This window comes from Alistipes muris (assembly GCF_943193205.1).
GTDB classification, from domain to species: Bacteria; Bacteroidota; Bacteroidia; order Bacteroidales; family Rikenellaceae; genus Alistipes; species Alistipes muris.
In genome coordinates this window covers 1-21,896 of the sequence record NZ_CALPDD010000012.1, presented here as the reverse complement: position 1 = coordinate 21,896, position 21,896 = coordinate 1, and the positions used below count along the sequence as shown (strand labels likewise).

22 protein-coding genes and 1 tRNA gene are annotated in these 21,896 nt (G+C 49.4%); 21 read left to right on the top strand and 2 right to left on the bottom strand.

Annotated elements, in window-relative coordinates:
• Positions 1–119 precede the first annotated feature (119 nt).
• The 12 genes from NFR47_RS07340 to NFR47_RS07280 all read left to right on the top strand — a co-directional run bounded on the left by NFR47_RS07340 (position 120) and on the right by NFR47_RS07280 (position 11,226).
• Entirely contained in the window at positions 120–542 is a 423-nt protein-coding gene (locus NFR47_RS07340; protein ID WP_251214922.1) for a hypothetical protein, read from the top strand.
• A gap of 266 nt (positions 543–808) precedes the next feature.
• On the top strand, positions 809–1,093 hold the full coding sequence (locus tag NFR47_RS07335; RefSeq protein WP_195290405.1) for a helix-turn-helix domain-containing protein: 285 nt from the start codon (positions 809–811) through the stop codon (positions 1,091–1,093).
• Positions 1,094–1,140: 47 nt separating this feature from the next.
• Complete coding sequence (locus NFR47_RS07330) at positions 1,141–2,034, top strand: toprim domain-containing protein (protein ID WP_338022847.1); 894 nt, start codon at positions 1,141–1,143, stop codon at positions 2,032–2,034.
• A gap of 89 nt (positions 2,035–2,123) precedes the next feature.
• Complete coding sequence (locus NFR47_RS08540; RefSeq protein ID WP_289641603.1) at positions 2,124–2,483, top strand: plasmid mobilization protein; 360 nt, start codon at positions 2,124–2,126, stop codon at positions 2,481–2,483.
• The gene (locus tag NFR47_RS07315; protein ID WP_251214921.1) at positions 2,473–3,546 is read left to right on the top strand and encodes a relaxase/mobilization nuclease domain-containing protein; all 1,074 of its coding nucleotides are present in this window, start codon (positions 2,473–2,475) and stop codon (positions 3,544–3,546) included. Before NFR47_RS08540 ends, NFR47_RS07315 begins: the two co-directional genes overlap by 11 nt.
• A gap of 17 nt (positions 3,547–3,563) precedes the next feature.
• Complete coding sequence (locus NFR47_RS07310; RefSeq protein ID WP_251214920.1) at positions 3,564–4,232, top strand: hypothetical protein; 669 nt, start codon at positions 3,564–3,566, stop codon at positions 4,230–4,232.
• A 117-nt stretch (positions 4,233–4,349) separates the two neighbouring features.
• Positions 4,350–5,534: a hypothetical protein gene (locus NFR47_RS07305; RefSeq protein WP_251214919.1), complete on the top strand. Its 1,185-nt coding sequence runs from the start codon at positions 4,350–4,352 to the stop codon at positions 5,532–5,534.
• 2 nt (positions 5,535–5,536) lie between these two features.
• Complete coding sequence (locus NFR47_RS07300; protein ID WP_251214918.1) at positions 5,537–7,210, top strand: ATP-binding protein; 1,674 nt, start codon at positions 5,537–5,539, stop codon at positions 7,208–7,210.
• A gap of 10 nt (positions 7,211–7,220) precedes the next feature.
• Entirely contained in the window at positions 7,221–8,789 is a 1,569-nt protein-coding gene (locus NFR47_RS07295; RefSeq protein ID WP_251214917.1) for an ATP-binding protein, read from the top strand.
• 77 nt (positions 8,790–8,866) lie between these two features.
• The gene (locus NFR47_RS07290) at positions 8,867–10,828 is read left to right on the top strand and encodes a radical SAM protein (RefSeq protein WP_251214916.1); all 1,962 of its coding nucleotides are present in this window, start codon (positions 8,867–8,869) and stop codon (positions 10,826–10,828) included.
• Positions 10,829–10,838: 10 nt separating this feature from the next.
• Positions 10,839–11,027, top strand: coding sequence for a hypothetical protein (locus tag NFR47_RS07285; protein WP_251214915.1), 189 nt, complete (start codon positions 10,839–10,841; stop codon positions 11,025–11,027).
• Positions 11,028–11,055: 28 nt separating this feature from the next.
• Positions 11,056–11,226, top strand: coding sequence for a hypothetical protein (locus tag NFR47_RS07280; RefSeq protein WP_251214914.1), 171 nt, complete (start codon positions 11,056–11,058; stop codon positions 11,224–11,226).
• A 73-nt stretch (positions 11,227–11,299) separates the two neighbouring features.
• Here NFR47_RS07280 and NFR47_RS07275 read toward each other — a convergent pair.
• Positions 11,300–11,370, bottom strand: a tRNA-Cys gene (locus tag NFR47_RS07275).
• A 231-nt stretch (positions 11,371–11,601) separates the two neighbouring features.
• On the opposite strand from NFR47_RS07275, the gene dprA reads away from it, so the two are divergent.
• The 7 genes from dprA to NFR47_RS07240 all read left to right on the top strand — a co-directional run bounded on the left by dprA (position 11,602) and on the right by NFR47_RS07240 (position 17,273).
• Entirely contained in the window at positions 11,602–12,702 is a 1,101-nt protein-coding gene (gene dprA, locus NFR47_RS07270; RefSeq protein ID WP_251214913.1) for a DNA-processing protein DprA, read from the top strand.
• Between the two features lie 57 nt (positions 12,703–12,759).
• The gene (locus NFR47_RS07265; RefSeq protein ID WP_251214912.1) at positions 12,760–13,575 is read left to right on the top strand and encodes a TatD family hydrolase; all 816 of its coding nucleotides are present in this window, start codon (positions 12,760–12,762) and stop codon (positions 13,573–13,575) included.
• Positions 13,572–14,609, top strand: a complete 1,038-nt coding sequence (locus tag NFR47_RS07260) for an asparaginase (RefSeq protein WP_251214911.1) — start codon at positions 13,572–13,574, stop codon at positions 14,607–14,609. Before NFR47_RS07265 ends, NFR47_RS07260 begins: the two co-directional genes overlap by 4 nt.
• A 320-nt stretch (positions 14,610–14,929) precedes the next feature.
• Positions 14,930–15,733, top strand: a complete 804-nt coding sequence (locus NFR47_RS07255; protein WP_251214910.1) for a MotA/TolQ/ExbB proton channel family protein — start codon at positions 14,930–14,932, stop codon at positions 15,731–15,733.
• Positions 15,734–15,763: 30 nt separating this feature from the next.
• Positions 15,764–16,183, top strand: coding sequence for a hypothetical protein (locus tag NFR47_RS07250; protein WP_251214909.1), 420 nt, complete (start codon positions 15,764–15,766; stop codon positions 16,181–16,183).
• Between the two features lie 9 nt (positions 16,184–16,192).
• On the top strand, positions 16,193–16,798 hold the full coding sequence (locus tag NFR47_RS07245; RefSeq protein ID WP_251214908.1) for an ExbD/TolR family protein: 606 nt from the start codon (positions 16,193–16,195) through the stop codon (positions 16,796–16,798).
• 4 nt (positions 16,799–16,802) lie between these two features.
• A complete protein-coding gene (locus NFR47_RS07240) occupies positions 16,803–17,273 on the top strand; it encodes an ExbD/TolR family protein (protein ID WP_369808766.1) in 471 nt (156 codons plus the stop codon).
• Positions 17,274–18,010: 737 nt separating this feature from the next.
• Here the strand turns inward: NFR47_RS07240 and NFR47_RS07235 are convergent.
• On the bottom strand, positions 18,011–18,616 hold the full coding sequence (locus NFR47_RS07235; RefSeq protein ID WP_251214907.1) for a ribonuclease HII: 606 nt from the start codon (positions 18,614–18,616) through the stop codon (positions 18,011–18,013).
• A 57-nt stretch (positions 18,617–18,673) separates the two neighbouring features.
• Between NFR47_RS07235 and NFR47_RS07230 the strand changes: the two genes are divergently transcribed.
• Both NFR47_RS07230 and NFR47_RS07225 read left to right on the top strand, forming a co-directional pair.
• A complete protein-coding gene (locus NFR47_RS07230) occupies positions 18,674–19,675 on the top strand; it encodes a hypothetical protein (protein WP_251214906.1) in 1,002 nt (333 codons plus the stop codon).
• 157 nt (positions 19,676–19,832) lie between these two features.
• Positions 19,833–20,747: an AraC family transcriptional regulator gene (locus NFR47_RS07225; protein ID WP_251214905.1), complete on the top strand. Its 915-nt coding sequence runs from the start codon at positions 19,833–19,835 to the stop codon at positions 20,745–20,747.
• The last annotated feature ends 1,149 nt before the right edge of the window (positions 20,748–21,896 follow it).

Below are 21,896 nucleotides of genomic sequence, written 5' to 3'. Positions count from 1 at the left end.
CTTTTTTACATACTTATTTCTTTTGACGTTTTGCTTATATGTTGTGTGTTAGGCGATTAAAAGCGTGTAAAAAATGTTTGGGTAGGAAGAAAATACCCCCCCCCTAAAAAATATAGACAATGCCCCGCCGTCGCAAAATAGAAATCAAAGCCTCCGAACTGGCATGTTTCGACACGTTGGTTGAGGCATTGCGTTCCCGGCCGGAGTTTGCGGACTTCGACCCGACAAGTCTGCGTGTGTGGGCATACGAGAGCCATGAGCAACAACTGAAAAACGTGGATAAGGCGCTTCGGCATCTTGACCGCTGGCTATATATCCGCAAGGACAAAAACGAGTTGCCGGCATTCGACGGCGGGCGGTTGATGAACAAAAAGGAGTTGGCCGCCGCATTGGGTATCACCCGTCCGACACTCTACCGTTGGTTAAGTAGCAAGTGGTTCGAGGGCTGTCGCGACGAACGGATGTCTCGGGACGAATATTACTCTTCATCTGCCGTTCGCGAAGCGCTGCAAAGATATCTTGACAGAGGACAAAACGAATAACGCTTAGGAAACCGCCAATCCGTTTTGCAGGGAGCACGAATCGTTGCTCCCTGTTTTTATGATTTTTAATCACTTTACACACAGGGATTTTATCGTGCAAATCTTCGCAATTTATGGAAATCCGCCTCAAAAAACGGGATAATTATCCGTGGATTGTCCTAACTTGACATCGTGTGTCTTCGAAGTGTCTCCGCCTTGTAACACAATTACTTATTTTAGTTAATTCCGATAAACCTATTCCTTTGCAGCGTTAAATCGCAAGAACTATGGCAAAGGAAATCTATCTGAACGGCATGACTGCCGACCAGCTCTCGGAGATGATTCGGGAGTCCCTGCGCGACGAGCTACAACAGCTGCGTCCCATACAACCGAAAACCGACACGAAATATCTCACGCGGCATGAAACCGCCCGCCGTTTGCGCATCTCGCTCGTGACGCTCACCGACTGGGTGAATCGCGGTAAAATCTGCGCCCACAAAATCGGCGGGCGTGTCCTGTTTCGCGACAGCGATGTCGAAGCAGCCTTGAATCGAATCGTTCCCATTAAATAATTCAGTGAAAGAATAAATATCTCTCTTTTCACTGAACATAGATTGTTATGAAAATGATTCAAATTATCAAACGTCTTTCAATTCGGACCTACCTTGCCGAACGGGGTTTACGCCCGACCAAAGACAATCCGCGATATGGCCTTTATCTTTCACCGCTGCGTAAGGAACATACGCCGAGTTTCAAGGTGGACTACGTGCAGAACTTATGGTATGACTTCGGGCTGGGTGCGGGCGGTTCGATTATTGACCTCGTGATGCGATTGGAACGGTGCGATTTTGCGCAATCCATCCGGTTCCTCGGCAGCGGTGAGAGAACACCGATGGTCGTTCCCGTGTCGTCATCGGTTCCGCCGACCGTCCCCGCGCTCCGCTTGCTTTCCGATATCCCGCTCCGTCATCCGGCGCTGGTCGGCTATCTTTCCTCGCGGGGAATCGATCCGGCAGTTGCATCGGCCTGCTGCCGGGAAGTACATTACGCCGTCGACGGACGCAACTATTTCGCTGTCGGATTCCGCAACGATGCCGGCGGCTGGGAGCTGCGTTCGGAACGCTTCAAGGGATGCGTGTCGCCCAAGCAGATTACAACGATCGACAACCGTTCCGATACCGTCGTTGCATTCGAGGGATTCATGGATTTTTTGTCCTACCTTTCGATGAAACCGGCCGAATGGCCGCCTATCGACGTTGCAGTGCTGAACTCAGTCATCCATCTTCCGAAAGTGATTCCGTTTCTCGACCGGCATGCGACGATTCATGCGTTCTTTGATAACGACGACGCGGGGCGTAAAGCCACGGCCGATTTGAAACGGCTATGCCCGAACAGCACCGTCATCGACCGGTCGCACCTTTATCGGGAGCATAAGGATTTGAACGAATATTGGCAGGCGAAACAGTCTCGACTGCATATTGCGCCCCAACGCAAACGAGGTATGAAAATGTAAGAAGGCAAGTTTGTGTTTTTGTAGTACAAAAACGTGCCGCCGATGTTCGGTGGCAACATCCCGCTGGTCTATTAACACGAAATCAACCCATGAAACAAATACCGATTCACAAAGGCGGACGACCTGCCATAAGCGAGGGTCGCCGCAAAAAATACCAGCTATCGTTACGGCTCGATGCCGAACATTACTTCAAACTGAAATCGCTTGTCCGCACCTCCGGTCATGGAACAGCCGAAGTCCTCCGGCAGTTGATAGCTGCCGGTCGTGTGCGCGAGCGTCTGCGACGCGAACATCTCGACTTCATGTCCCAACTCAAAGGCATGGCCCGCAACCTGAACCAACTTACCCGTCTTGCCCATGCAAAAGGATTGACGGGTATAGTATCCCGCCATACAGCTATTGTGGTAAGTATTGAATCCCTGTTAAAGAATCTTCGCGATGATCGGTAAGATCATCGCCGGGTCATCATTTGCAGGAACGGTCGGATATGTAATAAAGGAACAATCGCGAATATTGGCAGCCGAGGGAGTAACCCCGCCGAATGTTCGGGAGATGGTGCAGGACTTCAAAGACCAAACCTTACTGAACCCACGGATCAAGAACGCTGTCGGGCATATATCCCTTTCGTTTTCTCCGAAAGATGCGCCGCGCATGACTGACGCGTTGATGACACAGATTACCAAAGAGTATATGCAGAAAATGGGCATCGCCGACACGCAGTATCTGCTGGTGCGCCACCTTGACCAACCGCATCCGCACTGCCATCTGGTCTATAATCGGGTAGGAAACAACGGGCAAACCATCTCAGACAAGAATATGAAAATCCGCAATGCAAAAGTCTGTCGGACTTTGACCGAGAAATACGGGCTACACCTTGCATCGGGCAAAGAATCGGTACGCCGGGAACGCTTGCGGGAACCCGACAAAACCAAATACGAGATATACGACGCAATCAAAACAACATTGCCTCAATCCCGAAGCTGGAGTGAATTAGAAAAACATTTGAAGGAGCACGGTATTGCTATGCGTTATAAGTATTGCGGCTCGACCAATCAAAAACAAGGAGTGCTGTTCGGCAAGAACGGTTTCGAGTTTTCAGGTTCAAAAATAGACCGCCAATTCAGCTACTCGAAGCTGAATCGACACTTTACGCAAGCACAGCAACAAACCCGGTATCGGGCTACGCTTACGAAGGGATTCCATGCAGCCATAGGCAATTATCGGTCGGCATACGCCGATTTATTCGGCAATGCAGGCGGAAACGGGAATAAAAGTCAAACCGATAATAATACAATAAATTTCGGCGGGAGTATCGGAGCATTGCCGTTGCCGCCCAACGATTCGCCTATTGGATTGTCAGCAGTTCAGCTGCAACGCAAACCCGGCGAAAGTCCCGAAGAACATATCGCCCGCATTACGGCGTTGCTCAACACCGTTGCCGAAGCGATGGCAATTGCTGCGATGGAGCAGAAACGCCGCCTACGAGAACGCAAAACCAAAATGAAATTATAACCCTAAATCAAGCAACTATGAAAGAAAATGATATGATGTCTTACGAAATGTACGAAGACTTCAAGGAAACTATGGTAAAAGCCATCAAAACCGAACTGTCGGCGAAGAATAATCAATCGACCGATACGGATTTGCCACAACGAATAGAACAAATCGTTCTTACTGAACAAGAGTGGCATCGGACAATAATAACCCAGCTTGCCGGACGGTTGGAAAGCATCGAACGGAGCAACATAAAGACTCAAGCAGGGATAGATAACCTACGAGTATTTGTCGAATCGATTGAAATCCCCGCCGAATTGCCGCCGAGAATAACGCAACACAGAATTTCGCTCGCCATCGAATCGAAAGGAGTATTCTGGGCGATGATAGGAATGATGGCAACAATCGTCTTGCTGTGCACGATGCTGTATTGGACCGCAAAACCCAATTACGACCGCATCGACAACGACCTGAAATACCGCTACATTAAAATGAAAGGCGAAGCGACCTCCGACCGCATTGCCGAACTGGAAGAAATCTTTGAACTACATCGCGACAACGCCAAGATCCGAGAGATGAAGAAAGATGTCGAAACTTTTGAAAAAGTAGTAAAGCAGAAAGCCGTGCATGATGAACAAGTACGGCTGAATGAGCAAGCAGCAAAACATTTCGAACAACAACTCAAAAAAATTAAGGCAGATTAAGAATGTGTTTTACTATTAGAAAGCCTAATAATTGATATAAATTGTTTAATTTTGTATGAGTATTAAATTTTAAAATAGATAACGCAGCTATAATCTGACTGGGAATAAAATATGGGAATGATTCTCGACTATATAGAACAGGCAGGGAAGGGTAAATATCAATGCTTCAAGACAAAAAAGATATGTCTTGATTCGGTAGATAATGACACTATCGCCTATAATTACGATGATAAAACAGTCGCAAATGCTACTAAAAGTACATTCGCGGAAACAGATCATTCTCGTGTAAAAACAGTATCCGTCGCATATTTGTTCAAGTCATCCAAAGTTCCTCCACCCATTTTTCGATATTTTTTGGATGGATCGCGACATACTTTCAAAATCGATGATATCGGTATTGGTAAAAAGATTTTTCCAATCATTGCAGGACAAATTATTGTCGGGTGTTGCGAGCGAAAGGATCGCAACAGCTTTAAATGCTGGCAATTGAATAGCAAAATCATTTTGGCAATGCCCGATGATTATGACGATGACGATGGCGGTGAAAATTTTTGCCGGTCATTTTGTGAAACTATTAATTCTAAAGTAATTGACAAAATATCTAAATTAAAAGATTTGCAATTAGGTATCAATAAATTGCTTTTGTACAGAACTAATATTAATCCACAAGAACAAGGCAGGGATAATTATAAACATCGGGGTATTGCATGTATTCAGAACGAAATGACCGATGAGGAGCAATTGATGGTTGAGAGATTATGTAAAGCTGGAAAATTACATAATGAATCATGGTTGATTAAAGATGGTTCTTTGGAATATAATCCGAGTTTCTCAAATTTAAATAGAACTCAATGGGATAACTTGAGAAGTAACTATCAGCATGTAGTTGGCGTTTCAAAACTCTTCGACCCTGAGTTGTTGCCGGATTTCGAAGGGAATCGGTTATCGAAAACTATTGCAAATTTAGAACCTTACGAACGAACTAAGGTTTACCGTTATGAATCAGACCACAAAGGTGGAAAATCATATTTTGCCGTGTGGTATGTGCGATTACGCAACCACGATTTTCGAGAAACACATTTTTCTGACATCGTAAAGTGCGAAATGGTCTTGATGGATGAAAACGATAAATTGGAAACAGACAAGGTGGATATGATAAGTGCAAACTTAATTCGAGAAGCCTATCCAGTTTGCTATGGCGTTGATACGCGCTGGGCAAATCATCTATATCCAATTTTCTTGACAGAATTGTTTTGCAAATCGAAATATGTGGATTCGAATATAATATTAAATTTATTCTAATTATGTTGCAGGTTATTGGAAAGGTATCAGCAACTGAAAAGATGCCATCTACAATTGATAATTTCTATTTTTGGACAGATAAAGGACAAATTTTGAGCCCGTTCGACATAGTTAAAGTTGAACATGTATCCTCTAATAACAATAAGTCTATTACATATGGAGTTATCGAAGAAATTACGCATGTAACGGACGCAGCGAGCCATTTCACGAATTTTATATCAAGTAATTTTGGTGATACCGCTGATTCTATTGGGCAAATGAATCGGCTTGGAATGAATTACGTAAAAGCAAAGGTCGTTTGCAATACTGATGATATTTATACTCCAGTACTTGATGGCAAACAAGTCTCGCTTTGTGACGAGGAGGATATCCGAACAGCTTTAGGACTAAATGATGTAAAAAATCCTTTGGTGTGCGGTTATTTGGAAATGTATCAAGGCAACGCCGCCAAAAAAGTCAAAGTCGAGCTTAATTCTCACTTTATAATTGGACCAGACGGAGCGCATTTGAATATATCCGGTATTTCAGGATTAGCGGCAAAAACATCTTATTCGATGTTCCTCCTTAATGCAATTCAGCATAAATTCAAAGACATAGATGAAAGTAGTGTGGCTTTTGTGTTTTTCAATGTCAAAGGACGAGATCTTATGGCCATTGATGAAGCGAATACCGATCTGCCAGAGAAAGATAAAAAGATATATGCGGATTTAGGGCTATCAATAGAACCATTTAAGAATGTTCGCTATTACTATCCTTACACAAAGGATGAAATGATGCAACATGCACAATCATACGCCCATCCTCAAGACGTTGAACGACAAAAGAAAAATCACAAAGCCTTTACATATAAATTTACCTATGATAAATCTCAAGATAAATTGGATTTATTGTTGGCCAATGAAGATGATAGTACTGGTACTTTGGAAAGTTGCGTCAATTATGTCATAAATGGAGAAGGGTGTTTTGCCGGTGTGAATAATTGGAAAGATTTTCAGGATAAGCTGGATGAATATACAAAAACTGCTGCCAATGGAGGTGTAAAGAACGAAATTCAAGTAACCAGCTGGAGAAAATTTAAGAGATGCGTTAGCAAAGCGATCAAGAATGATATTTTCTCAAAAGTAATACATGATAACGTAGGAGAAGTAGACCTCACAAGCGAGATTCAGCACAACCTGACAGCCAATCAGGTTATGGTAATCGATATTGCCCGATTGGACGAAAACTCTCAAAGTTTCGTTTTCGGTAGTGTAGCCCGCGCAATATATGAAATGAAATTGGGTGCCGACCGTGATAATATTCCCGATAAGGTAATTTTGTTTGTTGATGAACTGAATAAATATGCCTCGAACGATATTCCGAAAAACTCCCCAATTCTACGCCAATTATTGGAAATCACAGAGCGAGGCCGATCATTAGGCATTATCCTATTTTCGGTGGAGCAATTCCGAAGTGCTATACACGATCGAGTTAAGGGTAATTGCTCTACTCATGCTTATGGTCGAACTAATGCTATCGAAATATCAAAAGCCGATTACAAATACGTGCCTAAGGTCTATCAAAATATGATGACAAGATTATCTCCTGGGGAATATATTATTTCCAATCCAGCATTACGATCAATTGTAAATATTAAATTCCCCAAACCAACATACAAACAATTCCCCAACGGATAAAGTATAAACTATGGCAGAGCTGAAAACACATAAATCCCGTATTGGTAAAGGGTTGATAAACATGCTCATGTTCCAAATGTATGGGGATGAGAAGTTGATCTATCGTGAATATGTTCAAAATGCACGTGATGCTATTAATGATGCCGTCAATCACGGTATTTTAGGAGCTATAACCGATGGTAGAATTTCTATTACTATTGATTCTGCCAAGAGGTTTATCGAAATTAGGGATAATGGCATTGGCATACCCGTAGAACGAGTCGAATCCGTTTTGCTGGATATAGCAGATTCCGATAAGGACGGAGAATCGTCCGCAGGTCAGTTCGGCATAGGTCGATTAGTTGGCGGCTATTTCTGTAAAAAATTATCATTTAGAACAACCTACAAAGGAGAAGAACTTGCTTCGGAAATTGTTTTCGATATTGATAAAATCAAGGCTATTCTTAATGACGAAAATGATAAACGCGATGCCACGGATGTAATCGACTCTGCGTCATCTCGCAATTTATACGATGAAAATAAAGATGACCATTATTTCATAGTTACTTTATACGATATTGATTTACAATATCCATCGTTGTTGAGCAAAGACATTATTGCAGACTATTTAAGGGAGGTTGCCCCCGTCGATTATTCAGCTCAATTTAGAAATCAATTGATTATGACCAGTGTGTCAGGGGAGTATGAAGATCTACAAAAGAATGTTGGACATTTTCCAATCTCAATTAACGGCACGGCAATAGAAAAACGATACGGGTTGCGTGTCGTTGGAACAAATGATATAATTAACGGATTAGAATATTTTTCGTTGAAAGATGATACATACGGATTGTTAGCATGGGGCTGGTATGCCTTGACCGATTTTACCAAAGCAATTCCCGTATCAGACACGAACAGCCAATTTCGGCTCCGAAAACATAATATTCAAGTCGGAGAGGCTGATATGTTAACAACATATTTCCCTCGCAATGAAACCCGCGGTAATAAATACTTTTATGGTGAAATCCATATTGCAAATCAAAAAATCAAACTAAATAGTGCCCGTGATGGATTGGCTCCTACCCCAGAAGCCGAATGTCTAAAGTGCCAAATCCGAGATTTCTTCGATAGCTTGGTTAAATTATATCATTTAGCGAATGATACCAAGAAAGCCGTTGAACGATACGTTGACGCTTATAAAACAATACAAGCACCCACGTCAGAAGGCTTCGATGATGCTCAAAAACAATTAAACGAGGCAAATAAAAAACTCGAAAGTATCGCCAAGTCCAAGAATGCAACCAATCCGGTAGCACAGAAGGTATTAGAATCATATAAACGGCGAATCAAAGATATACAAGCCAGCACAAATACGAAAGAAATAGCGCATGTACCTGTATCTGAGCCTATATCAATCTCGGCTCCGCAGGTTAAGCCAGAAATTGACAGCTTTGAGATATTGAATAGTCATTACACCAAAGATCAAGTGGCATTGATTCGCAAGGTATGTATGTCGTATCAAAAGAACTGTCCGGTTTCACAGGATAAATTAATTAGAGAACTACAACGAAAAGCTATAAGAGAACTTGTAGAAGCATAATGGCAAGACCACGAAAAAAGTTAAAGATACTACTTATAGAGCCTAACTACTCAAATAAGTATCCACCAATCGGACTTATGAAATTATCGACCTATCATAAAATGTTAGGTCATGAAGTCGTTTTCTATAAAGGAGATTTAAAACAGTTTGTTATAGAGCGCATCGCCAATAATTGTATCGATGAGTTCTATAAAATAGATGAAAGCGTTAACTGGAATCTTTACAAAGATTTGTTTGTAGAGTATATTCGTACAAAACGAAAGGATTTCTTATCTCAAATCCCGATTAGCTCTACAAATATGGAGATTCTTTTGACAGACAAAATCAATCAGTTTAAAGATCATTATTGGAAGAAAAGCTGGGAAAAAGAACCGGAATGGGACCGTGTTTTCGTAACAACTTTGTTCACATTCTATTGGAGCATTACTATTGACACCATCAATTTTGCAAAGAAACTAGTTAAGGATACCAAAAATATGATGGTAGGAGGTGTATTAGCCACCATCCAAGCAAAGGAGGTTTATGAGGCAACCGGGATTAAACCGTTTGAGGGGATTTTGAATAAACCCGGGCAATTGGATAAAGGAAATCAACTCATCATAGATAATTTACCTTTGGACTATTCAATTCTCGATGAAATTGAATACAAATACCCAATGAACAATGCGTATTATGGATATACTACACGTGGTTGTATAAGAAAATGCCCATTTTGCGCAGTACCCAAATTAGAGCCTGTATATAACTCCTATATTCCACTTCGAGAGAGAATCGAAGAAACCCGAAAACAATACGGTGACCAAAAAGACCTTTTATTAATGGATAATAACATATTGGCTTCTTCAGAGTTCAATACAATTATCGATGATATTATAGCTTGCGGATTTGGTAAAGATGCTAAATTTATTCAACCGGATTTGCTTGCATTATCCATTGCTCATTTACGCTCTATTCCTGTGATTAACGAACGGGCAAATATTAGAAAAGCCCAGTCTTTAATTATGGAGTTTTACCAAAAATTAAAAGGCGAAGAATCATTCGAGGTGTATAAAATCGTTTTCGAAAGATATAAAATCAATAAGCTTCTTACAACTACAAAAGAACATCTTCTTGCCGCATATGACGAAATAAAAGATATATACGAAAAACATTTCAAACCTGCTCCTCGTCATCGTTATGTCGATTTTAACCAAGGCGTAGATGCTCGTTTATTTACTGAAGAGAATGTTAAGCAGTTAAGCCGAATCGCAATACGCCCATTAAGAATAGCTTTCGACAATATAAAAACAGAAGCACAATATACTCGTGCAATTGAAATGAGCAGTAAGGTTGGACTGAAAGATTTCTCCAACTACTTGTTATATAACTTTGATGATCACCCAGATGATTTATATCATCGATTAAGAATCAATGTAGAATTGTGTGATAGGCTAAATGTGAGCATATATTCTTTCCCCATGAAATACCATCCAATCCGTCGCACTACGGATATGGAAGAAGATTATTCTCACAATCGGGACTATATTGGCAAATATTGGAATCGCAAGTATATTCGGGCTATTCAAGCAGTTCTCAATAGTACAAAGGGTAAAATAGGCAAGGGGACATCATTTTTCATGAAAGCCTTTGGTGAAAATATCGAAGAGTACCATAAACTCCTTGAGATGCCTGAAACTATGATTATTTATCGTTATTTCTTCGAATGGCTTGGGCTTGAAAATGGAGGGAAAAAAACGGCTATTGAAATTTTAGGAAACGATTCAATATGCAATGCGTCAACACATGCATGGTGGAAAGCCTTTTGTGCTTGCAAGGAAAATGTATCATCCGAAGAATGGGAAATGGCGTTGAATATTATTCATAAAAATGATTTCAGCAAATCATATCATACCGGAAATTCTTATGTCGATACGTTATTAGGATATTATATCAGCTATCGACAAGCTATTATCGAACCTAATACGGATCTGTATAAACTAAAACAAGTATATGACCAAAATCCGCTCAAAGAATTAAGGAGGACGCAAAAGATCAAATAAATATATTGTTATGGAAAATAGATTGTTATTAGAAATAAAACAACTATATGATTCATTAGTTGCAGCACCTTATGGAGAGTATGTACATGGATATGGTACTCAAAAGCCGAATGGATTTAAGTATAAATCAAATGCTCAAAGATTATTTAATAAGGTTGTAGAGTTGAATGGGAAATGTCGTCCGTCTTATATTCGATGAACAAACGATATTTCAGTTATCGCATACTTTGGAAAAAGAAGTAGAACATGTTGTTGGAGCATATGAGGAAGCTATCAAATCAAATGCAGCCAAAAAGAGATGGCAAGAATTAGATGATAAAATGAAACGAGCAACCAACCAAATTCATCTGGACTTGCATAGCTTATTGTCTCATATTAAAGAGATCGAGACTGAATAGAGGTGGGTATTGCAAATGTATGACAAATCAAAAGGAAAACCGCGTTGCAGGCATCTACAACGCGGCTTCTTCGAGGTCTGAAGCGGATTCGAACCGCTGTACAAGGTTTTGCAGACCTTTGCCTAGCCACTCGGCCATCAGACCAAAACATGTCCCGCGGACCAGCCCATGCGAAACGCTGCGGCCCAACGGGAATGCAAATATACGAACAATTCTGCAAAAAGCAAATCTTTCGCCGAAAAGGGCCAATATATTTTTCTGTTTCATACAAATGGAGTATCTTTACATAGGATAGGTTGCCCCGACAGCGGCCCGAAGCCCCGAAGCGTTCGGCCGCCGCATCCGACCCAGAAGCACCATTTATTAATAGCCGCCATGACCATCGAAGACATCGCCTTGCAGTTCACGCCCGGAATCGGGGTGAAAGGCGCCGTGCATCTGTTGGAGTGCTTCGGGTCGGCAGAGCGGATTTTCGCGGCGGCAGAAGAAGAGTTGACCCTCCGGGCCGAGCTGCGGCCCGACCTCGCCCGGCAAATCGTTCGGCGCGCCGGATTCTCCTCCGCCGAAAAGGAGTTGAAATATTGCCGCAAGCACGGCATCATCCCCATCGCATCGACCGACCCCGAGTACCCGCCACTCCTGCGCGAGATTCCCGATTACCCGCATGTCATCTACGTGCAGGGGAATCCGCAGCGGCTCGCCGAGCGTTGTCTCTCCGTCGTCGGCACCCGCGCAGTCACTCCTTACGGGCAGGTCGTGTGCAGCAGGCTCATCGAGCGGCTCGCCGAGCGGGTTCCCCGGCTCACGATCGTCTCCGGGCTCGCTTTCGGCATCGACGCCGCCGCGCATAGGGCGGCCCTTGGGGCCGAGGTCCCCACCGTCGGCGTCCTGCCGTGTTCCCTGCCGAACATCGTCCCCGCCCACCATACGGCCATCGCCCGCGACATGCTCGACCACGGCGGCGCTCTCGTCACCGAGTTGAACAGCCAAACACGGCAATACGGTACCGCCTACATCGCCCGCAACCGCATCATCGCCGCCCTCAGCGCCGGGTGCGTCATCGTCGAGTCGCCCGACAGCGGCGGGTCGCTCGTCACGGCCCGGCTTGCCGACGAGTACCACCGTTCGGTCATGGCCGTTCCGGGCCGCGTCACCGACCGTTCGTCCGCCGGCACCAACTTTCTGATTCGCAGCCGTAAGGCGCAGGCCGTCCTCTCGGCCGAGGACATCATCGTCGAGCTCGGTTGGGATTTGGAGCCCGAGCCCGCGGTTCTCCGTCCTCAGTCCGAGCCGCAGCCCCTCACTCCCGACGAGACCCGCCTGCTCGCCTGTTTCACCACCTCCGACCCGTTTTCTATCGAGACCCTGCGCGAGCTCGCCGGGCTCGAACCCGGCGAGTTGGCCGCCTTGTTGCTCGGGCTCGAGCTCGCAGGCGCCCTGCGGCAGCTGCCCGGCAATCGGTACATGAAATTGTGACCCGGCGGCTCGGCTTCCGGATTTTTTCCTAATTTTGTGGTCATGAATCCGCCGTCCATGTTTTTGACCGACACCCATTGCCACCTCTACGAGCCCGAGTTCGACACCGACCGCGACGCGGTCTTCGCCCGGGCCGTCGAAACGGGGGTCGGGCGGTTCGTGCTCCCGGCCATCGATTCCGCCAGCCATCGGCAGTTGTTCGCCCTTTGCCGCCGCCACCCCGACCGTTGTTTTCCTATGATGGGTTTGCATCCCACGTCGGTCAACGACAATCCCCGTTGGCGCGAGGAGCTGGACCGGGTCGGGCAGTATCTGAAAAATCCGCCGGAGGGAATCGCCGGATTCTGCGCCCTCGGCGAAATCGGGCTCGATTTTTATTGGTCGGCCGATTTCCGCAGCGAACAGACCGAAGCGTTCCGCCGCCAGTGCGAATGGGCCCTGGAGTTCGGCCTGCCCATCGCCGTGCATACACGCAGCGCGTGGCCCGAGATGCTCGCCATCGTCGAGGAGTTCCGCGGCAGCGGGCTGCGGGGCGTCTTCCACGCGTTCGGCGAGGACGCCGCGACTTACGAAAGGCTCAGGGCCTGCGGCGATTTTCTTTTCGGCATCGGCGGGGTCGTCACCTTCAAAAACAGCCGTCTCGCCGACACCGTGCGCTGCATGGAGCCCGGCGACCTCGTGCTCGAAACCGACTGCCCCTACCTCACCCCGGCACCCCACCGGGGCAAGCGCAACGAACCCGCTTACCTTACCTATATATGCGCCAAGGTCGCCGAATTGAAAAACACGACCCCCGAGCGCATCGCCGCCATAACTTCCGCCAACGCCGAGCGCATGTTCGGTCTCCGTTCCCCGCAAACCGTGCTGCCATGAACAGTTCCAAATCCTCGATTCTGATTATCTACACCGGAGGTACCATCGGCATGAAGACCGACGCCGAAACAGGTGCCCTCGTGCCGTTCGACTTCAGCGCCATCTACGACGAGTTCCCCTCGCTCAAGCGGCTCAATGTCGACATCGACGTGCAGACCATGTCGCCCGTCATAGATTCTTCCAACGTGGCTCCCGCCAACTGGCTCGCGTTGGCCGGGATCATCCGCGACAACTACGCCCGTTACGACGGCTTCGTCGTCCTGCACGGCACCGACACCATGTCCTACACCGCTTCGGCCTTGAGTTTTCTGTTCGAGAACCTCGCCAAGCCCGTGGTTTTCACCGGGAGCCAGATTCCCATCGGCGTCCTGCGCACCGACGGCCGCGAGAACCTCATCACGGCCATCGAAATCGCCGGGGCCCGCCGCGGCGGCCAGCCCGCCGTGCCCGAGGTCTCGCTCTATTTCCAGAACCAGCTTTTCCGCGCCAACCGCACCACCAAGCGCAGCGCCGAAGCGCTCAGCGCGTTCCGGTCCTACAATTATCCGCCCCTGGCCGAGGTGGGTGTCAACATCGCCTATAACTTCCCGGCCATCCTCCGGCCCGATTCCGCCGACCCCGAGCTGCGCGTCGCCGGCCGGCTGGCCGACGGCATCGTCGTCATCAAGCTCTTCCCGGGGCTCAGCGAGCAGATTCTGCGTTCGATGCTCTCCGCTCCCGGGCTGCGGGCCGTCGTGCTGGAGACCTTCGGCGCAGGCAACGCACCCACAAGCGAGTGGTTCATCCGCGTGCTCCACGAAGCCATCCAGCGCGGCGTCATCATCCTCAACATCACCCAGTGCGGCGGCGGCAGGGTCTCGATGGAGCTCTACGAAACGGGGCTCCGGCTCCAAAAGGCAGGGGTGCTCTGCGGCTACGACATGACCACCGAAGCCGCCGTCGCCAAACTCATGTACGTGCTGGGGCTCGGACTGCCCGACGAGGAGTGCCGCGCACTGTTGCGCCGACCCTTGCGCGGAGAATTTACGGCATAGGCCGTTGCATAAAACAAATTTTTTTTCTATATTTCGCACTGATAATGTGCCGTATTCCGGTCGAAAACGGAGGGATTCGGCGCAGGATACAGAGTGTAAAATATTATAAAACTGATAGTTGCACAGCCCCGAATCCGTCGTTCCGGAAGCGGGGATTCGCACACGGAGCCGACGGGCCGAACCGGTTTTTTCTGCTCCGGACCGGATTTTCCGGCAGGCGCGAAGACAAAAAACGGCCTTTTCCGCAAAAAAGACCGAACGAGGGAAACGAACTTTAAGAAAAAGACAACCTAATCAAATCAATTATCAAACACACCACTATGAAAAAACTTTTTTTGATTCTGTCGGTGGCCCTCTTCTCGCTGGGCACCGTGAATGCGTTCGCGCAGGAAGCTGAGGCCGTGGCCGCAGCCGAACAGACCGAAGCGGTTGCCGACGAGGCAGTGGCCGAAGCCGAGACCGCCGTTGCTGCCGAAACCGAAATCGCAGGCGAAAGCATGCACCACATTCTGATGCAGAAGTTCCTCGAAGGCGGCTGGGGCTGGATGCTGCCCGTGCTGCTCTGCTTGGTGATCGGTCTGGCCGTAGCCATCGAGCGTATCCTGTTCCTCTCGCTCTCGACCATCAACTCCAAGAAGTTCATCACCGCTCTTGAGGAGGCTCTCCGGAACGGCGGCATCGAAGCTGCCAAGGACGTTTGCCGCAACACGCGCGGTCCCATCGCTTCGATCTACTACCAGGGTCTCGACCGCTACGACCAGGGTCTCGACGCCGTAGAGAAGGCCGTCGTATCGTACGGTTCGGTTCAGACGGGCCAGATGGAATCGGGTCTTTCGTGGATCGGTCTGTTCATCGCCCTCTCGCCGATGTTGGGCTTCATGGGTACCGTAGTCGGTATGATCGGTGCGTTCGACGCCATCCAGGCTGCCGGCGACATCAGCCCGACGCTCGTAGCAGGCGGTATCAAGGTCGCCCTGCTGACCACCCTCATGGGTCTTATCGCTGCGGTTATTCTTCAGCTGTTCTACAACTACATCGTTTCCAAGATCGACTCGCTGGTGAACGATATGGAGGATTCGTCGATCACGCTGATGGACATCCTCACCGCCTACAGCAAGAAATAATCCCCAACCACAACAGCAGTTCATGCAATTATGAAAAAGATTCTTAACATATTGCTGGGCGTTCTGATGGCCATCACCGCGGTTCTTCTGATCTACGCGGTTGCCACGGGCGGCTCGGAAGCAGCCATCGGCGCGAACCTCATCTGGGGATACTTCCTCTTCGTGTTCGCCATCGCCGCTGCGCTCTTCTGCGCCATCTTCGGCATGATTCAGAACCCGGCAGGCATCAAGGGAACCATCATTTCCGTAGCGTTGATCCTCGTTATCGTGGGTGCGTCGTACGCCTATTCGGCCAGCCACACGGTCAACATCATCGACCTGCAGAACAACGGGTTCTTCGGCCACGGCGAGACCGTCATTACCGAAACGAGCATCCTGGTGACTTACGTCGCCTTCGTCGCCGCGTTCCTGACGGCCATCGTTACGGAAATCCGGGGCGCCTTCAAATAATCGTAACCCATGGCAACGGATAAAAGAAAAGTACAGGAAATCAACGCCGGTTCGATGGCCGACATTGCCTTCTTGCTGCTGATTTTCTTCCTGGTCGCCACTACCATGAACACCGACACGGGTCTTGCGCGCATGCTGCCGCCGATTCCTCCCGAGGATCAGAAACAGGAGGAAATCAAGGTCAAGGAGCGCAACCTCTTTCTGGTGCTTATCAACGGTAGCGGTCAGATCATGGCAGGTCAGCCCGGCAAGCAGGAGTTCATCGAGCTCCGCCAGCTGAAGGAGAAGACCAAGGAGTTCATCCTCAACCCGCTGAGCACCGAGGACCTGCCCGAAAAGGAGGAGAAGGAATTCGACCTTCCCGACGGCAGCAAGTGGGTCTATCCCGTGAGCATGGGCGTGGTTTCGCTGCAAACCACCCGCGACACGGGTTACCAGCCCTACATCATGGTCCAGAACGAACTGGCCCGCGCTTTCAACGAAATCCGCGACGAGGTGGCCATGCGCAAGTTCGGCGACAAGTTCGATTCGCTGACGCCCGAGCAGCGCGACATCATCACCAAGGCCGTTCCTCTGAAGATTTCGGAAGCCGAGCCGCGAACTATCAAGAAGTAAGATTATGGCAGTAATGAAAAAGAAGGGCAACAAAGGCTTGCCCCCCATTTCGACAGCGTCGCTCCCCGACGTGATCTTCATGATCCTCTTCTTCTTCATGGTCTCCACGACCATGCGCGACCAGGAGCTGTTGGTGCGCTACAAGCTCCCCGAAGCTACCGAGGTGCAGAAGCTCGAAAAGAAGTCGCTCGTGAGCTACATCCATATCGGGCAGCCGTCACTGGCCATGCAGGCCAAGTTCGGTACTGCGCCGCGTATCCAGCTCAACGATTCCTACAAGACTACCAAGGACATCCTCGACTTCGTCGCCGCCGAGCGCGACAAGCTCAGCGAGGCCGACCGTGCCCTGATGACCATCTGTCTCAAGGCCGACGGTACCACCAAGATGGGTATCGTCACCGACGTCAAGCAGGAGCTTCGCCGGGCCAATGCCCTGAAGATTTCCTACGCGGCTTCCAAGTCGCTGGGTTATTAGGTCTTACACACCCTCTTTACAGCGGGCCCCGTTCTTGGGGCCCGCTGTTTTTTGTATCGATGCACAGCGGAGAAAAGCCGGATACGGATTTCGCACTTTCAAACCCTCTTTCGAGGGTTTGACATGTCGGCGCGATGAACGCGGAGCCCGGCTCGCACTTGCAGCGCGACCGCCCCAGCCGGGCCTGCGAACGGCTGCGGTTGGTCTTTTCACCTTTCACTTTCTACCTTTCACTTTAATAAAAACAGCCCGTAGATGCTGGACGCAGCGCACGGAGAGGCCGTTGGCCCGGTTGTGCCCATTCAACGGGTTCACGTTGTCCGCCCGGCAGTGCAGGCCGCCAACGTTCAGATTGCCCGCGGCGTAGGAAGACGAAGACCAAACATTGCCGTGCTCGCCGACGACGATCAAGGCTCCCGTCTCACGGTTGCGGGCGCCCGCAGCAGGGTGCATTGGCAATCGCTCGGTTGAATATGCCGGAGAAGTCCTCGGCGGACAGCTCCGGCACAGACTGGATTGAACAGCTGGCGGTCCCTGAAACGTTGGAGCTGAAGCCCGAAACGTTTCGGCACGTCGGCATCGCCGCCAGCGGATTGCTGAATCTACCCGACCTCGCTGGTCGCACCGTTCCGACAAGCCGAAGGTGCGCAGAAATGAACCGTAGCCCATACCATTCCGGGTCAGCAGGCTGTTTTTATGTTGTCCGGAGAGACTTCCGGCTGGCGCCGAAACCCCGCTCACGCTCCGAACGGAAGTTCCAGCTGGTCGATTTCGTGGCTGAAAGACAATCGGTGGTGGGGCGTCAGCCCATGTTCGCGAATCGCCAGCCGGTGTTCGCGCGTCGGATAACCCTTGTTCTTCAGCCAGCCGTACTGCGGGAATTCTTCGGCCAGCCGCCGCATGTATTCGTCGCGGTGCGTCTTGGCCAGCACCGAAGCCGCCGCGATGTCGGCATACTTGCCGTCGCCCTTCACGATGCACTTGTAGGGCAGTTCGAGCCGCGTGCGGAAACGGTTGCCGTCGATAGCCAGAAATCCCGGCCGCGGGTCGAGCCGCGCGACGGCCAGCGACATCCCCTCGAACGAAGCGTTCAAGATGTTGATTTCGTCGATACGCTCCGGCGGCACGGCCTCCACGGCCCATGCCACCGCTTCGCGCTCGATGATTTCGCGCAGCCGGTCGCGGTTGCGCTCGGTCATCTGCTTGGAATCGTTGAGCAGCGGGTCGCGGAACCCGGGCGGCAGCATGACCGCCGCCGCGAAGACCGGACCGGCCAGACACCCCCGCCCCGCTTCGTCGCAGCCCGCTTCGGGAAAATCATATTGATATTGCGTATCGAGCATACGACAAATTTACGAACTTTTTCCGTATTTTTGTCCTCGGAACAACATCCCGTCCGCATGAAATTCGACATTGCCCGGCAAGCCTTCATACCGTCGTTTCTGACCCTCGCCGCTCTGGCCGCAGCCGCGGTCTACGGACCCGTAGCGGCCGCCGCGGCAGCATCCGCTGTGCCTGCCGTCGCTGGGGCCGTGGTCGATTTCCGGCTGCCGGGCGAATTCCTCGTGCTGTTCCAAAACTCGTTTCCGGGCTGGGCCCGGGCGCTGACCTGCCTGCTGATTATCGTCACAGGCATCCGTACCGGCCACCTCACGGTCCGCTACAACCTCTATACGACAAACACCTGCATCGCCATCCCGCTCTACGGAGTTCTCGCAGGCGGGCTGACCGCCGGCGCCGCCGATCTGTCCATGTTCGTCAGCGCGCTGTTTCTGATACTGAGCATCAAGAACTTCTGCCGCTCCTACTCGACCAGCTACGCTTTCGACGCCATCTTCCGCGGCGCACTCTACTTAGGCATTCTGCTTATTCTCTCGCCCAAGGCGCTGCCGCTGATTCTGCTGCTGCCGCTGGCCGTGATTCACTTCCACCGCACGTTCCGCGAACTCATCGTCGCGCTTACGGGCCTGCTGCTTCCGGTATTGCTGCTGTGCTATGTCGGCTGGGGGCTCGGCAACGAATTCCATGCACCCCTGCTGGCTCTCGGCGAAAAACTTATCGCGGGCCAATGGCTGCTTTTCTTCGTCGAACTTCCGTTCGGAGTTCAACTGCTGGGAGGCGCGGCCGTCGTACTGCTTATTTTTGCGATGCAGTATTTCTATGCCGACCTCTATGCCGTCAGCTCCAAATCGCGGAGCATCCTTGTCTATCACCTGGAAATCCTGCTTCTGATTGCCGCTGTCGCCTCTCTGCCCGGTGCCACGGTATCGGTCTTCGCACTGGCCGCCGTGCCGCTGTCCGCCCTGCTGCCGCTGTTTTTCGTGCGCGCCCACCCCGGCATCGCCCAACCGATCTATGCGCTCTGCCTGGCGGGAGCGGCCTGCAATATGATTCTACAATAATATATTCGGGCCTAATATTAACAAATTCAGATTAATATATCCACATAAGACCGTATTTGTTATCCATAATTTTATAAATCAAAGTTTAGATTGTATATTTGAGGTGCAACAACAGTGACGCAACACTTGTTCGCAGAATTAAATTAACAATCTACACATGAAGAATTCAGTTAATTCGTCGGCTCAACAGCCGATGATTGTGAAGTATGTGGAAACACTTCACTCCGGCATCCAGTCACAGACCCTGTCGCGATATGCCATTGGCTACGTGTTGCGGGGGTCCATGTTCATCTACGACGGCGACAAACGCCGCCAGCTCACCCGAGGCGACATTTTCTACCTCGGAATCGGCCACCACTACATCGAACATTTCCCCGAAAACGGCCAGCCCTTCGAGCAGATTCTTGTCTACTACACGCCGTCGGACCTCCAGCGCATCCTGCTGCACCTGAACATCACCTACGGGCTGAACATCTCCAATTCGCACTCCTGCGAAAACTGCAGCCACCGGATGCACGTATCCATGCCCGCATGGGGAAGCATCCGGAATTTTTTCACCAACGCCAACAACTACCTGCGCGACGAGGATTTCCACCACGACGAAACGGCCGAGAACATCAAGATGACCGAACTGATCTATCTGATTGCCTCGCACGAAGACTGCTGCATCAAAAGCAAGCTGCTGAGCAACGTAGACGCCGCCAAGGAAAACTTCGAGCAAATCGTCTACGACCACATTTTCAAGGACATATCCATCGAGGAGCTGTCGCAGCTGACCAACCGTTCGCTCACCTCGTTCAAAAAGGAATTCCGGCGCCACTTCCAGATGCCGCCCCACAAGTGGTATATCCGTCAGCGTCTCATGCACTCGCGCCTGCTGCTGATTTCCACCTCGAAGTCGATTTCGGAAATCGGCAACGAGTGCACGTTCCCCAACACCTCGCACTTCATCAAGCTGTTCAAGAAAGAATACCAGATGACGCCTGCCACCTATCGTGCCCGCCACATCAACACCTCGATGACCCTGGCGGAACCCGAAAAGAAAGAGGAAAGCATCCGCGAGGCGCTTTAATAAAAAATATTAATAATGGCCCGTGTCCGGCGGCAAGCCGTTTCGATACGGCCGTAATTTTTACCAACCGACAAAAAAATATTACGAAAAATTTGGTTTTAGGTCAAATTACTTTTATATTTGTAATACGATAAGCGGGGTTCTCCCGCTCTCATTGACCTAACTAACCTAACCAAGAATTCCGGCGCCTACGGCGTCGGAATTCTTCTTTATTTATATATAAGGTACAAACACAGGAAATCCCCCGGCGCCGTGTTTGGTCGGTTCCGGGAGACTTCGAGGAAAGAGGATCGTTCGTTCTGGGGGCTGTTCTTAAATGATACTACGTATTTTATACGCGTCCGAGGCTCGGAGTTTCACCTCATAAAACCGAGAGTTGACTGTCTGTCGAACCATATATCCATAACGCCTTCTGAAGAGGTGAAAACGTCGGAAAATGGAACGGCACCACCGGAGAAACAAAAAAAACAGAAAGCAAAAAACCGAAAGAGAGAATTCGGGATTTCGATGTTACTGACAGAACGAAGAATTGTTTGTTTCTGACGTCAGCAAAAAACAAGGAGAGATTTGTCTTGGCGGATTTCGCTTGTTTCTGCGCTGCTGTGCACCGCAATCGTCGTATTCAAAGAATCAAGCGCGCGAACGACGAATACGCAAAAACGAACTTGCTGCAAGACGAAACAAAGATACAACCTGAAAAACCGTTTGTCAAGAGGGAAACACAAAAAAATAATAATTCTGCGCGGCGCCCGGCTTGTGTCCATAGCACGACCGCCGCAGCCGAGCTGCGAGTGGCTGCGGCGGATGTCATTCTGAACGGAGTGAACTGACGAACGAAGCATGTGCAGAGACTGCTTGCAGGCTATGCCATGCAAGGAGGAGGTCAACAAGCGCAGCGCAAGTTAAGAATCTATTTTGCGGGGGAACAGATTCTTCGTCGCCTACGGCTCCTCAGAATGACAAAGGGGACGGCTCCTCGGAATGACAGGCAGGTAGTCGGAATGACGGTGGTTTTTTGTGGGGAGGGGCACTTGAACCTTTGTTCCGCACTCGTAGAAATGGCGGGGTTTCGTTCGTCGAGGGAGCGAGCGCCCGGAGCGGGTGTTCGGAACAGCGTAAGTCTTCCGTGCCCGCTCAGCGAACGACCGA